General features: G+C 70.9%; 10 protein-coding genes. 4 read left to right on the top strand and 6 right to left on the bottom strand.

Annotated features, from left to right (window positions below; translation table 11 throughout):
- The first annotated feature begins 181 nt into the window (after positions 1-181).
- Positions 182-1219, top strand: a complete 1038-nt coding sequence (locus ACPW96_RS17055) for a LacI family DNA-binding transcriptional regulator (protein ID WP_425884496.1) — start codon at positions 182-184, stop codon at positions 1217-1219.
- A gap of 129 nt (positions 1220-1348) precedes the next feature.
- Here the strand turns inward: ACPW96_RS17055 and ACPW96_RS17050 are convergent, their stop codons facing one another.
- From ACPW96_RS17050 to ACPW96_RS17035, 4 genes are all read right to left on the bottom strand, one after another.
- A complete protein-coding gene (locus ACPW96_RS17050; protein WP_425884495.1) occupies positions 1349-2569 on the bottom strand; it encodes an ROK family protein in 1221 nt (406 codons plus the stop codon).
- Positions 2570-2590: 21 nt separating this feature from the next.
- Positions 2591-3622: a sugar phosphate isomerase/epimerase family protein gene (locus ACPW96_RS17045; RefSeq protein ID WP_425884494.1), complete on the bottom strand. Its 1032-nt coding sequence runs from the start codon at positions 3620-3622 to the stop codon at positions 2591-2593.
- A 53-nt stretch (positions 3623-3675) separates the two neighbouring features.
- Positions 3676-4893: a Gfo/Idh/MocA family protein gene (locus tag ACPW96_RS17040; RefSeq protein WP_425884493.1), complete on the bottom strand. Its 1218-nt coding sequence runs from the start codon at positions 4891-4893 to the stop codon at positions 3676-3678.
- Between the two features lie 166 nt (positions 4894-5059).
- Complete coding sequence (locus ACPW96_RS17035; RefSeq protein ID WP_425822975.1) at positions 5060-6109, bottom strand: substrate-binding domain-containing protein; 1050 nt, start codon at positions 6107-6109, stop codon at positions 5060-5062.
- A 182-nt stretch (positions 6110-6291) separates the two neighbouring features.
- Here ACPW96_RS17035 and ACPW96_RS17030 point away from each other — a divergent pair, with 182 nt between their 5' ends.
- Genes ACPW96_RS17030 through xylB form a run of 3 tightly spaced genes read left to right on the top strand, consistent with a single transcriptional unit; the run spans position 6292 to position 10318 of the window.
- Positions 6292-7809, top strand: coding sequence for a sugar ABC transporter ATP-binding protein (locus ACPW96_RS17030; protein ID WP_425884492.1), 1518 nt, complete (start codon positions 6292-6294; stop codon positions 7807-7809).
- On the top strand, positions 7806-8864 hold the full coding sequence (locus tag ACPW96_RS17025) for an ABC transporter permease (RefSeq protein WP_425822971.1): 1059 nt from the start codon (positions 7806-7808) through the stop codon (positions 8862-8864). The genes ACPW96_RS17030 and ACPW96_RS17025 overlap by 4 nt, the downstream gene beginning before the upstream one ends.
- On the top strand, positions 8861-10318 hold the full coding sequence (gene xylB / locus ACPW96_RS17020; protein ID WP_425884491.1) for a xylulokinase: 1458 nt from the start codon (positions 8861-8863) through the stop codon (positions 10316-10318). Before ACPW96_RS17025 ends, xylB begins: the two co-directional genes overlap by 4 nt.
- Position 10319: 1 nt before the next feature.
- Here xylB and ACPW96_RS17015 read toward each other — a convergent pair whose 3' ends face one another.
- Both ACPW96_RS17015 and ACPW96_RS17010 read right to left on the bottom strand, forming a co-directional pair.
- On the bottom strand, positions 10320-11162 hold the full coding sequence (locus ACPW96_RS17015) for a hypothetical protein (protein WP_425884490.1): 843 nt from the start codon (positions 11160-11162) through the stop codon (positions 10320-10322).
- 213 nt (positions 11163-11375) lie between these two features.
- On the bottom strand, positions 11376-14123 hold the full coding sequence (locus tag ACPW96_RS17010) for a PQQ-dependent sugar dehydrogenase (RefSeq protein WP_425884489.1): 2748 nt from the start codon (positions 14121-14123) through the stop codon (positions 11376-11378).
- Positions 14124-14279 lie beyond the last annotated feature (156 nt).

Genomic DNA, 14279 nt, shown 5'->3' with positions numbered 1-14279 from the left:
GTGGCGTGAACGTCGGTGGTCGGCGCAGACCCTCGCGGCGACGACGGCGCACTCTGGCGAAGGAGAGATCGCCACCGTCGGCTTGATGGGAAAGCGCTTGCCCGGTGCGCCTCCAGTCTCGCATCCTCACCGGCGGCGCGCAAGGCGCAGCAATCGCTTTCCGGGCCCTAGACTCTCGGCTGTGACGGATGACACGGGAAATCAGCATCGGTCAGCGGCGACCCTGCACGATGTTGCCCGCGAAGCCGGCGTCTCGCTCGCCACCGCCTCCCGCGTGCTCAACGGATCCGCACGGAAGGTGGCCGAGAGCTACCGCGAACGCGTCGAAGAGGCGGCCGCGCGCCTCGGCTACACGGCGAACCTCTCCGCTCAGGCGACCGCGCGCGGGACGTCCGCGATCATCGCTCTGCTTGTCGCCGACATCGCCGACCCGTACTTCGGGCAGCTCGCCGCCGGCGTGGCCCGCGGCGCCGACGAGGCGGGTCTCGTCGTCACGATCGCGATCACCGAACGGGATGCCGAGCGCGAGGCCCGGCTCGTCCGCGCCCTCCGGGGCCAGCGCCCGCAGGGGCTGATCCTTGCGGCATCCCGGACCGAGGACGAAGACGGCGACGGCGTCCGAGCCGAGCTCGACGCCTTCGGTGCCATGGGCGGGCGGGTCGTCGCCCTCGGCCCCGGTGGGGGCGATGTGCGATCGGTGGCCGTGGACAACGTCGGTGGGGCGCGCGCCCTCGGCGCCGCCCTCACGGGCCTCGGCTATCGCGACGCCATCATCCTCGGCGCGAGCAGTGGCGTGCGCACCTCGGATGACCGCATCGCGGGTTTCACCGACGGCTTCGTCTCCGGTGGCGGGCGGGTGCGAAACATCCTGCGCGGCGGCTTCGCGCGGGAGGCCGGGTACTCCCTGATGACCGAGGCCCTGGAGGAGGGAGTGGAGCCGGGCACCCTGGTCTTCGGCGTCAGCGACGTCGTGGCGATCGGTGCGCTCTCCGCCATCCGCGACGCGGGCCGTGAACCCGGGGCCGACATCGCGGTCGCGGGCTTCGACGACATCCCGACCAGCCGGGACGTCCGCCCCGACCTCACCACCGTGCACGTGCCCCTGGAGGATCTGGGCTACCGCGCCCTTCGCGCGGTGATCGAGGACGAGTGGACGGGCGACGCCGCGCCCCTGCCCCTCGACGTGCTGGTGCGCGCCAGCACCCCGGCGCGCAGCTGAGCCGGACGCGGGGTCCGACGCATCAGGGATGTGCACCGGGTCAGGTGATGGGCACGGGATCAGGACGATCGGGGCGCCAGCGGCCTGAACTGGCGCACATCGCCTGAAGCCGCGCACAGGGGCCGGGCGCTAGACCGTGGCCGGCTCGAGCTCGAGCGGCATCAGCGTCGGGTCCTCGAGCACCGGGGCGAAGACCATCTCCGCGGCCCCGACCAGCAGCACGTCCTGTCCGAGCGTCGCCGCCACGAACCCCACGTCGTACCGCGCTCCTGGCAGGGCGACCCCGAGGTGCGACGCGATGCCGGCCTCGCCGACGACCTTGAGCAGCGTCGCGAGGAACCCCCCGAGCACCACGCGCCGCGGGTTCAGCCCGTTGACGATGTTGCGGAGCGCGATGCCGAGGTATGCCACCTGCCGCCGGACCTCCCGTGCTCCCGCGCTGTCCGGCTCCCGCCAGGCGAGCGCCAGCGCGGCCGGCAGGCGGTCGACATCCGCATCGTCAAGGCCCACCGCCCGGAGCAGCGCGTCGCGGCGCACCTCGGTCTCGAGGCATCCGATCGCCCCGCAATGACACGCGGCGCCCGCCGATTCCACGAGCGTGTGCCCGTACTCGCCCGCGTAGCCGCCGGCGCCCATCAGCAGGGTGCCCCCCTGCGCGATGCCCCCGCCGATGCCGCTCGCACCGCCGTTGAGGTACACCACGACGTCCACGCCGCGGGCGGCCCCGAAGACGCTCTCGGCCACCACGCCGCAGCTCGCATCGTTGCCGGCGACCACCGGCATCCCGGTCACCTTCGCGAGGATCGCGCTCACGGGCGCCTCGCGCCAGCCCAAGTGCGGGGCGAGCAGCACCCGGCCGTCCTCGCGGCGGACCAGCCCCGGCACCGCGAGCCCCATCCCGAGCGTGCGGTACGACGCGTCCAGTTCCGGCCGCATGCCGTCGACGATCGCCGAGACGATGTTCACGAACTCCGTGGGTGTAGGGATGCGCTCGTTCTTGTAGCGCACCCGCCGGATCACCCGCCCGCCGAGCGAGACGATGCCGACGTCGACGGCATCGATCTCGGGGTTCACGGCGATGGCGACGGTATCATCCGCCGCGACCACCATGGGGCTCGGCCGGCCGACCTTGCGCGTGGGGTGCGGCTCGCTCTCCTCCACCAGTCCCCTCGCCCGCAGCTCGGAGACGAGGCCGCCGACGGTCGAGCGGTTGAGCCCGGTGGCACGGGTGAGCTCCGCCCGCGAGATGGGACCGTCGCGGTGCGCCAGCCGGAGCACCTGGGTGAGGTTCTGCCGGCGGACGACATCGAGGGTCGTCCCGGGCGAACGCGACACCTCCTCACCCGACATCCGCAGCCCCCTCTGTCTGAGTCAGCGCGTGGAGAACGCCGCGTCGAAGGCCGCCGCGGGCGCCGCGAAGGCGTTGCGCTTCACGAACTCGAGCGCCTCCGGTGCGCCGAGCAGGCGGTCCATTCCCGCGTCCTCCCACTCGACCGAGATCGGTCCTTCGTAGCCGATGCTGTTCAGCGCGCGGAACGACGCCTCCCACGGCACGTCGCCGCGCCCGGTCGACACGAAGTCCCATCCGCGTCGGAGGTCGGCCCACGCGAGGTGCGATCCAAGTCGTCCGTTGCGGCCGTTGCCGACGTTCAGCTTCACGTCCTTGCAGTCCACGTGATAGATCAGGTCCTGGAACTCGAGGATGAAGTCCACCGGGTTCAGCTGCTGCCACATGAAGTGCGACGGGTCCCAGTTCAGGCCGAAGGCGGGGCGGTGCCCGATGGCCTCGAGCGTGCGCACGGTCGTCCAGTAGTCGTACGCGATCTCGCTCGGGTGCACCTCGTGCGCGAAGCGCACGCCGACCTCGTCGAACACGTCGAGGATCGGGTTCCAGCGGTCGGCGAAGTCCTGGTAGCCGGCGTCGATCGCCTCCTGCGACACCGGCGGGAACATCGCGACGTACTTCCAGATGCTCGAGCCGGTGAAGCCGACGACCGTCTTCACGCCGAGCTTCGCGGCGAGGCGGGCGGTGTTCTTCATCTCCTCGGCCGCGCGCTGACGCACGCCTTCCGGGTCGCCGTCGCCCCAGACGCGGTCGGACAGGATGTCGCGGTGACGCTGGTCGATCGGGTCGTCGCAGACCGCCTGGCCCTTGAGGTGGTTGGAGATGGCCCAGACCTTGAGGCCGTGCCGCTCGAGCAGGTCGAGGCGACCCTGCACGTACTCGTCGTCGTCCCAGCGCCAGGGGTCGAGGTGGTCGCCCCAGCAGGCCAGCTCGAGCCCGTCGTAGCCCCAGCCGGCGGCGAGGCGCGCCACCTCTTCGAGCGGAAGATCGGCCCACTGGCCGGTGAACAGGGTGATCGGGCGCGAGGTCGCGCCGGTGTCGTGAACGTTGTCGGACATGGTGGTTGCCTTTCAGGAGAAGAGTGTGGATGCCGGCGTGGGCCGGCCGCGGGCTATCCGGCGGTGGGGATCCAGGCGCTGCCCGAGAGCGAGCTCTGCTCGACCGCATCGAGCACCCGCTGCACGTGCAGGCCGTCCTCGAAGGAGGGGCGCGGCTGCTCCCCGGCGGCGATCGCCTCGATCAGGTCGACCACCTGGTGCGAGAAGCCGTGCTCGTACCCGAGCATGTGGCCGGCCGGCCACCACGGCGCGAGGTAGGGGTGGTCCGGCTCGGTGACGAGGATCGTGCGGAAGCCCTGCTCGGTGGCGGGGAGCGTCGCGTCGTAGAACTGCAGCTCGTTGAGGCGCTCGAGATCGAACGAGAGAGCGCCGAGCGATCCGGAGACCTCGACGCACAGCGCGTTCTTGCGCCCGGTGGCGAAACGGGTCGCCTCGAAGGAGCCGAGCGCGCCGAACCCGCCTGAGGGGTTCGAGAATCGGCCGTTGAAGAGGGCGACGTCATCGACCGTGACCTCGCCTCGTTCGTCGGAGGCCGTTCCGCCCTTCGACAGGCTCAGGGACCGGTCGGCAGTGCCCGGGAGCGGACGCTCCCTGACGATCGTGTCGATCACCCCCGAGACGCTCTCGAGCCGGAGACCCGTGATGTATTCCGAGAGGTCCACGGCGTGGGCGCCGATGTCGCCGAGGGCACCCGATCCCGCGCGGTCCTTCTGCATGCGCCAGGTCAGGGGCGCTTCGGCATCCATCAGCCAGTCCTGGCGGTACGACGCTCGCACCTGCCGCACGTCGCCGATGCGCCCCGCCGCGACGAGGTCACGGGCGAAGGTGGCGGCGGGCACTCGGCGGTAGGTGAAGCCCACCATCGACCGGATGCCCTTCTCGGCCGCGCGGGCAGCGGCATCCACCATCGCCTCCGCCTCGGCGACGGTGTTCGCGAGCGGTTTCTCGCAGAGCACGTGCTTGCCCGCGTCCAGCGCCGCGATCGCGATCTCGGCGTGCGTGTCGCCGGGGGTGACGATGTCGACGACATCGATGTCATCGCGGGCGATCACCTCGCGCCAGTCGGTGGCCGACTCGCGCCAGCCCCACTTCTCGGCGGCGGCGGCGACCGCGGACGCGTCGCGGCCCACCACGACGTCCATGGACGGCTGGGCGGCAAGGTCGAAGAAGCGCGGCGCCACGCGCCAGCCCTGGGAATGCGCGGCGCCCATGAAGCCGTAGCCGATCATGGCGACGCGCAGCTTCTCGGCGACGGGTGGGGTGTCGGACACGGGGAGATCCTCCGGTTGTGCGGGGGCGGGTGAGGGAAGCGGCGAGGAATCGGAGAGACGGGCGAGGAATCGGAGAGATGGGGTGATCGGAGCGGAGAGATGAGGTGACGAGAGGGGACACCCGCGAGCGGCGGACGCCCCCTCTCAGAGAGCGGAATGCCGCGGCTCAGGACTCGAATGCGAGGTCGATGTATTCCTCCACGTTGTCCTTGGTCACGACGGGGGCGTCGAGCACGATGCGGTTGGCCACACCGGGCGTGATGAGGTCGCTCATCGTCTTGCCCTGGGCGATCAGGCGGGCGAGGGCGATGCCGTCCGCTGCCTGCGTCGAGGGGTAGATGATGGTGGCCTTCAGCACCGAGTCATCCGCCTGGATGAGCTCCATGGCGTCCTTGCTGCCGGCGCCGCCGACCATGAAGAACTCGTCGCGACCCGACGACTCGATGGCGGCGAGCACGCCGATGCCCTGGTCGTCGTCGTGGTTCCAGATGGCGTCGATCTTCGGGTTGGCGGACAGCAGCTGAGACGTGACCTCCTCGCCGCTCTCGACGGTGAACTCGGCGGCAACCCGGGCCGACACCTCGAGTCCGCAGTCGGACAGCGCGTCGGCGAAGCCCTCGGAGCGGTCCTGCGTCAGCGGGAGCGCGTCGATGCCGGCGATCTCCGCGACGACCGCGTCGGGGTTGTCGCCGAGCTGCTCGCAGATGTAGGTGCCGGCACTGACGCCCATGCCGTAATTGTCGCCGAGGATCGTCGCCCTGGCGGCGAACGGGCTGGAGAACTCGCGGTCGACGTTGACGACCGGGATGCCTGCCTCCATGGCGGCGATGGCGGCCTCGGTCATCAGGTCGCCGTCACTCGGCAGCAGCACGATGGCGTCGACGCCGTCATTGACGAACTGCTCGACCGCCGCGATCTGGGCGGTGACGTCGTTGGTGCCCTCGGCGGTCTGCAGGTCGACGTCGGGGAAGCTCTCGGCAGCCGCGATGGCGCCCGAGTTGATGGCGGCGAGCCAGCCGTGGTCGGCGGCGGGACCCGAGAAGCCGATCGTGACCGTGTCGCCCGTCTCGGCGTTCTCTTCGGAGGTCGTGCCCTGGTCTACGACATCCCCTTCGTCCGCCCCGCTGCCGGTGCAGCCGGCGAGGAGGGCGATGGCGGCGAGCGATGCTCCCGCCCCGAGCGCGAGCCGTCGCCCGAGCGTCAGTTTCCGTGTCATGTGCTGTCTCTTCCTTGAGTGTGATGCGGGTGTGCTGCAGGTGCGCCAGCCGGCCGACGCGCTCGGCGTCGTTCCCCCAATTGGCGTTTGGCACAACATAACAGCCGATCCGGGGCTCGTCTACCCTGCCCCGCCAGGAGCAGACGGGTGCGCTCCAGCGGACCGTCTGTTATGTTGCGAGCATGATCAAAGTCGACCAAGAGGTGCTCCTCGACGTGCGAGGGATCACCAAATCCTTCGCCGGGGTGCGCGCTCTTCGCGGCGTCGACCTGCAGATCGTGCCGGGCGAGGTGCATTGCGTCCTCGGTCAGAACGGTGCAGGCAAATCGACGCTCATCAAGACCCTCGCGGGCGTGCACCGCCCCGACGACGGGACCATCTCCTGGCAGGGCCAGGTGGTCGAAATTCCGAACCCGCAGGCCGGCCTGGCGCTCGGCATCGCCACGATGTACCAGGAGCTGGATGTCGTCGACGGCCTGACGATCGCGGAGAACATCTTCCTCGGGCACGAGCTCGCGCGTGGCGGCTTCACAAAGCGCTCGGAGGCGCACCGCGAGACGCGCGCGCTGCTGAAGCGCCTCGGCCACGGCAACCTCTCGCCGAACCTCGAGGTGGGGCAGCTGAGCGCCGCGAACAAGCAGATCGTCAGCATGGCGCGAGCGCTCTCGCACGACATCAAGCTCATCATCATGGATGAGCCGTCGGCCGTGCTCGACAACGAAGAGGTGAAGAACCTCTTCCATGTCGTGCGGGAACTGACATCCGAGGGGATCGCCGTCGTCTACATCACGCACCGCCTCGAGGAGATCCGCGAGATCGGCGACCGCATCACGGTGCTGAAGGACGGTGCCAGCATGGCCACCGGCCTGCTGGTCTCGGAGACGCCCACCCCCGAGCTCATCAAGCTGATGACGGGCCGCGCGGTCTCGAACGTCTTCCCGCCCGCCGCAGCGCGGCCCGCCGATGCGCCGGTCGTGCTCGAGGTGGACGGGCTGACGTCGGCAGGCGTGTTCGAAGACGTCAGCTTCACGGTGCGTGCGGGCGAGGTGCTCGGGCTCGCCGGGCTGGTCGGCTCCGGCCGCTCGGAGATCCTCGAAACCGTGTACGGCGCGCGGCGCGCGACCTCCGGGACCGTGCGGGTGGCCGGAACCCGCCTGCGCAACGGCTCCGTCGTGCACGCCGTCGAATCGGGGATCGGGCTCTCTCCCGAAGAGCGCAAGAGCCAGGGGCTCGTGCTCGAAGAGCCGATCTTCGTCAACGTCACCCTCGCCTCGTTCGGCCGGTTCGCGAAGGCCGGCTTCCTCGACGAGCGCGCCGAGCGCAAGGCCGCGCGCGAGCAGATCGAGGCGCTCGAGCTGCGCCCCGCCGACCCGGACCGCCCGGCGATCACCCTTTCCGGTGGCAACCAGCAGAAGATCCTGCTGGCGCGCTGGCTCGTGCACGGCACGCGGGTGCTGCTGCTGGACGAGCCGACACGAGGGGTGGATGTCGGCGCTCGCGCCGAGATCTATGCGCTCATCCGCCGTCTCGCCGCAGCGGGCAACGCCGTCGTCGTCGTCTCGAGTGAGATCGAGGAGGTGCTCGGGCTCGCCGACACCGTTCTCGTCATCGCCGACGGCCGCGTGCTGAGCACCGTACCCGCGAACCAGATCGACGAGCACGGCGTGCTCGACCTCGTGATGAAAGGATCCGCCGCGTGAGCGATCAGACCCGGGCCGAGACCGTCGGCTCCGCACCACAGCCGGCGCACGCCGGGCCCCCCACTCCCGTCGGTCCGGCCACGCCGGCGTGGCGCCGCGTGCTGAGCGGCTCAGCCGGCCGCAACTTCGGGCTCGTGCTCGCGCTGGTGATCATCGTGATCATCGGCGCGATCACCGCCGGCGAGAGCTTCACGAGCATCAACAACGTGCTCGTGATCCTCCGCCAGGCATCCATCATCGGCGTGGTCAGCATCGGCATGACCTTCGTCATCATCTCCGGCGGCATCGACCTGTCGGTCGGCGCCGTCATGGGGCTCGCGTCGGTCGCCGCGACGCTCGATGCCATGCAGGAGTTCACCGAGGCGACCCACTGGATCTTCATGGTCCTCGTCGCGCTGGGTGTCGGCGTCCTCGCCGGGTTCATCAACGGGATCGTGATCGCCTACGGCAAGGTCGTGGCCTTCATGGCCACCCTCGCCATGCTGGTCGCGGCCCGTGGCCTCGCCGAGATCCTGGCCGAGAGACGCACCCTGCGCGTCGACTCACGCGACTTCATCGAGGCGTTCAACGCCGATATCCTGGGCATCGACATCCTGATCTGGATCTTCGTCCTCGCCGCGGTGCTCGGGTGGGTGCTGCTGAACCGCACGACGTTCGGTCGCCGCACGGTCGCGATCGGCGGCAACCGCGAGGCGGCGCGCCTGGCCGGCATCAACGTCAACCGCCATACCGTGTGGATCTACGTGCTCTCGGGCCTCGCCGCCGGCATCGCGGCCGTCATGATCCTCGGCCGCACCACCGCCGGCACGTCCACCCACGGAACCCTGCTCGAATTGGATGCGATCGCTGCCGTCGTGGTCGGGGGCACCCTGCTCGTCGGGGGCCGTGGAACGATCACCGGCACCGTGTTCGGGGTGCTGATCTTCGCGACGCTCAACAACGTGTTCGTGCAGAACAACCTATCCTCGTCGGTGCAGAACGTCGCAAAGGGCGTCATCATCGTGGTCGCGGTGCTGCTGCAGCAGCGCTTCGCGCGCCGGGGAGCTCGAGAGTGACCGCGGCGCAGACGACAGGAGCGAACAGGAGGCTCGTCGCGGGGGTCGACTCCTCGACCCAGAGCTGCAAGGTGCTCGTCGTCGATTCGGCGACCGGCGCCGTCGTCCGCTCGGGACGGGCGTCGCACCCGGCCGGCACGTCGGTCGATCCGGCCGCGTGGTGGGACGCGCTGCGCTCGGCGATCGCCGATGCGGGCGGGCTGGCGGATGTCGATGCGCTCTCGATCGGCGGTCAGCAGCACGGCATGGTCGCCCTGGATGCCGAAGGCAGGGTCGTGCGCGACGCGCTGCTGTGGAACGACACCCGCAGCGGAGGGGCCGCCCGGGCGCTGCGCGACGAGGTCGGCGATGAGCAGTACGCCGCCCGCACGGGCCTCGTGCCCGTCGCGTCGTTCACCGCGACCAAGCTGCGGTGGCTGCGGGACGCCGAACCCGACAACGCCGCGCGGGTGGCCGCGGTGGCGCTGCCGCATGACTGGCTGACGTGGCGCCTGGCGGGGTTCGGGCCGGAGGGCGAGTCGCCCCTCGGGCCCGACCTCTCTGCGCTCACGACCGACCGCTCCGACGCGAGCGGGACGGGCTACTGGTCCGCGGCCACGGGCGAGTACGACCGCGAACTGCTGGTGCGTGCGCTCGGGCGGGATGTCGTGGTGCCGCGCGTGCTCGCACCGGACGGGCGGGCCGGGTCCACCGTCGAACAGGAGGGCATCCCCGCCGGCATCGCGCTCGGCGCCGGTGCCGGCGACAACGCGGGCGCGGCCCTCGGCCTCGGCGCGTCGGTGGGCGACGTCGTGGTGTCCATCGGCACCAGCGGCACCGTGTTCGCGGTCACCGACACCCCGGCAGCCGACGCCACGGGCGCGGTCGCCGGGTTCGCCGACGCATCGGGGGCGTATCTTCCGCTGGTGGCGACGCTGAACGCGGCGCAGGTCGTGGACGTCACGGCCGCCCTGCTCGGCGTCGATCACGACGGGTTCGGGGCGCTGGCGCTTTCTGCCGCGCCCGGAGCCGGCGGGCTCGTGCTGGTGCCGTACTTCTCGGGCGAGCGCACTCCGGATCTCCCTGACGCGACGGCGCAGCTCGCGGGGCTCAGGCTCGGCTCGACGACGCGCGAGAACGTCGCGCGCGCCGCGATCGAGGGCATGCTCTGCGGTCTCGCCGATGGGCTCGAGGCGATCGTCCGGGTCGGCGCCGACCCGCAGCGCCTGCTGCTGATCGGCGGCGGCGCCCGGCTCGAGGCGACGCGCCGCATCGCGGCCCAGGTCTTCGGGCTGCCGGTGACGGTGCCTCCGCCCGCGGAGTACGTCGCCCTCGGCGCGGCGGCCCAGGCGGCGTGGATGCTGAGCGGCGAGCGCCCCTCGTGGACGATCGAGGGCTCGGAGACGCTGCCGGCGGATCCGCGGCCGGAGATCCGTGAGGGCTATCGGGCGGTGGCCGGGCAGGTGCGGGGCTGAGCTACCGGGCCGAGACCGCACGGACGCGGCGGCTGCGGAGAACCCGCGTGACGATGGTCGAGCCGACCACGACAGCGACGCCTGCCCCGAGCGCGATCGCGAGCGCCGGAAAACCGCCGAGCGCCGACGATGTCCCCGCCCCGACGAGGGCGTAGCAGGCGGCCACCGCGTACCAGAGCGAGCCGCCGCTCGTCACCACGAACAGCACGGCCGTACCGGCAGCGGCGGCGATGACGAGGAGCTGCCACGTCGTCCCCCACGGGCCGGTGATCGGAGCGCCGGTCGCCTGGAGCACCGTCGCGACGTTGACGAAGAGGGCCATCGAGGTCCACCCTGCGTAGAGACCCTCCGAGAGATACAGCACTCCGCGGTCCAGCCTCGTCCAGGTCGCCAGCTCGGCGCGAGCGGCGCTGATCCGTCGCCAGGCCACGAAGTGGGCGCCGACGATGAAGACGAAGACCACCAGTGTCAGCGGCGACTCCTGTCCGAGCGATGCGGCGGCGAGCCACGCGCCGAAGCCTGCGTAGACCACGCACAGCGGCGCCACGAGCCGGTCCATCAGCACAGAGTCCCGCACCGCCGGTCGGAACTGCAGCACCGCGTAGAGGATGCTGGCGACGATGATGACGGCCCAGATCGAGAACATGGCACCAGGGGGCACCAGCGGCGAGAACTCAACCCCCGACTGCAGCTGGTTGGGGAAGAGCACACTGAAGATGAGGTTGGATACGAGCTGGCCGACGGCGAAGAAGAGAACCAGGCCCCTGCCCAGCCGCAGGCGGTCCGACAGTGGCCTGCGCGAGCGCTCGACCTTTGACGACGATGTCCTCAGTGATTCACTCATTTCGCTAGTTTATCTAGCGAAATGAGTGAAAGGGCCAATTCAGCCGAGGCCGCGCGCGAAGCGCCGTCCCGCCTCGCGCAGCCAGTCGCCGGGTCCTCCATAGCGGCCTCCGGCGAACCGGCGAGGTCGTTCCGCGAGAGGGATGCGGCGGACGCCGAGTGCTCGAGCCTTCATCGGTCGGCGCCGAGCCGCAGCGCCTGCTCTTGGCCGCCGTCACCGAGCTACGACTTGCGAGGGCGCTGCCGTCCCGATGCCGACGGCGGTGATCGCGCTCACCGTGAGCGTGTAGGTTCGCCCGGCGACGAGCCTCGTGAAGGCGAAGGTGCGAGCGGTGGGAAGAAGCGTCGTCGACCAGGGCCCGCCGCCATCGAGATCCGTGCCGTCCCGGGCGACGCGGTAACCCGTGATCGGCTGCCCGCCGGTGGTGCTCGGCGGCAGCCATGACAGGGTCGCGCCGGCAACCACGGGGGTCGTGGCAGTCACTGAGGTCGGTGGTCCGGCGAGCGTGCCTGCGACGGTCCTCACCGTCGCCGACGACGCCGGCCCCGCGCCGGCCGATGAGATGGGCTGCACGCTCAGCGTGTAGAGGGAGGCCGGAACCAGCTTCGCGAAGGTGAAGCTGGTCGTCGTCGCCGGCACGGTGTACGACCATGGTCCCGCCCCGGCTGTGTCCGTGCCGTCTCGAGACACTCGGTATCCACTGAGGGGCGCCCCTCCGGTGATGGCCGGAGGCATCCAGCGGAGTGTCGCGGCATCCTGACCGGTCTGCGCCGCCACAATCGAGGCAACCGGGCCCGGGGGTGCCGGCCGCAGCCGCAGGGTCGCCGTGTACGTCGTCGCGACGGGAGGCGTGGTGATCGTGTGGCTCGCGGCGCCGCCGTCCGACCACGAGGCGAACTCGTACGCCGTGCCGTCGGCGGTGGACTGCGTCGGCACCCGAACCTGCAGCAGCGCGCCCGCCCACGAGCTGAGAGTGGTCGGACCGGAGTAGGGAGTGCCGCCTACGAGCACGGTCCGGCCGGTCGGCGTGGTCGCGAATGTGACATTCACGCGCTGGGGCGCGAAGGTACGCGTCGTCGTGGTCGAAAGGCCCTTGGAGTCGGTCGCCTTGAGGATGACGCGGAGGTCGCTCGTTGCAGCCGCGGCCAGGTCCTCCGGGCCAGGGGCGACGAAGGTCGCGGTTGCCCCCGTCACCGGACCGAGGAAGGGATGTGTGTGCCCGCCGTGCCGGCGTTCGATGGTCCACGTGAGTCTGCTGGCCGCCAGGGTTCCGTCCTCGGCGTCCGTGGCGCTGCCCGAGACGGTGTACGTGCTGCCGACGACGAACGTCGCGCCGACCGCGGGTGCAGCAATCACGGGCCTCGGAGCGTGATTGCCCGAGCTGATCGTGACCGTGGCTGCCGGAGAGACGGCGCCCTTCGCGTCGCGGACGCGGAGTGTCGTCGTCCAGGTTCCGGCGCGGAACGAATGCGTCGTGCTCGGCGTGGTGGTCGTGAGCCCGGTCGTGCCGTCGCCGAATGCCCAGATGTAGGTGAGCGCGTCCCCGTCGGGGTCGGTGGACCCGCTGCCGCTCAGCGTGACGTTCAGCGGTGCCGCTCCGGATGACGGCGTCCCGGTCACGACCGCGGTGGGTGCACGGTTCGCCGTGCCGGTGTAGCGGAGCTTGTGGACGGTGCCCCCGCCGGCGTAGGAGGTGTAGTACAGCGACGTGGTCGCTCCATCGCGCGCGAAGGCGAGAGCGACCGCGCTGCCCACGCCGAGCCCGGTGACGAGGTCGGTCGCGGTGCCGGCAGGGCTGAGCGAGCGGATCTTGCCGCAGACGTAGTCGGCGAAGAGGTACGACCCGGTGTGGGCGGCCGGCCAGATGCCGTTCGGAACGTACGCGCCGCCCGTGATCGACCTGCACCCGGTGGAATGCCCGTACGCGTAGACGGGGTCCGTGAGGCCGGAGGGCGCGGGCGCTCCGCAATCGGACTCGGCGCCGGTTCGCGCGCATCGGCCTTCGCGCATGTTCCAGCCGTAGTCGGATCCCTTGATCCCCTGGTCGATCTCCTCCCACGCGTTCTGCCCGACGTCGTTGATCCGGAACACCGTCCCGGAGGCGTTCGGATCGGCTGCGATCCGGTAGGGGTTGCGCAGTCCGGATGCGAAGGTCTCCTGGCACACCATGCCCGCCGGCGCGGGACCGCGAGCACAGGACGCGCTGTTGTCCCCCCTGAACGGGTTGTCGGCCGGCACCGCCCCGGCCCGCGTGATGCGCAGGATCTTGCCGTTGAGGATGTTCGGGTCGCGGCTCGCATCGTTGGCGCCGCCGCACCCGCTCCCGCCCGGATCAGCCACCCCGCCGCGGTAGTCGCACCCGCCGTCGCCCGTGGAGACGTAGAGATTGCCGTCCTTGCCGACGAACAGATCACCGGCGTTGTGGTTTCCAGCCGGTGAGAGGATGCCGTCGATCAGGACCGACTCCGTCGCGGGGTCGATCGTCCCATCCGCCCGCATGACGAATCGCGACACGCGGTTCGTCGGCGCCCCGGCCGGCAGGACGGTGCCCGATGCGTTCGTCGGGCACGCGGCGTCCGACCCCTTCCGCGTGTAGAACACGAACACCGCCCGAGTGGTCGGATCCGGATCCGCCGCCAGACCGAGCACACCGCGCTCCGAGTTGGCGCAGATCTTCGCACTCAGATCGAGCACGGGTGTCGGGGCAACCACCCCGCCCGAGATGGAGTACACCGGGCCACGCTGCGACGCGACCAGCAGGCGACCGTCCGGCAGCGGGGCGAGGGCGGTCGGCGCGACCACGGCGCCGACCACCGAAGTCGAGAATCCGGCAGGCGTAGCGACAGCCGCCGACGCGGTGGCTCTCGCCGCCGCGGGCGGCGCATCGGCCGGCACGGCTGCGGAGACAACGAGGAGAGCGGCGAGCAGGATGGCGGGGACGCGCATGACGGTCCAGTTCACGGAGACCAGGTCGAGAGACGTGTGATGGTGCTCCAGCAGGAGCAGGTGCTGCTGGTGCGATTGGAGACGATCGAGTGATCGAGGTGGGCCGCCACGTGCACGCTAGCACTCGACGGTCTTCGGCGACAGCCGGGTCGTGAACGGCTCGCGGCTGCT

This window comes from Micromonospora sp. DT81.3, from assembly GCF_049847225.1.
GTDB lineage: Bacteria > Actinomycetota > Actinomycetes > Actinomycetales > Microbacteriaceae > Microbacterium.
This window is presented reverse-complemented; position numbering and strand designations above follow the sequence as displayed.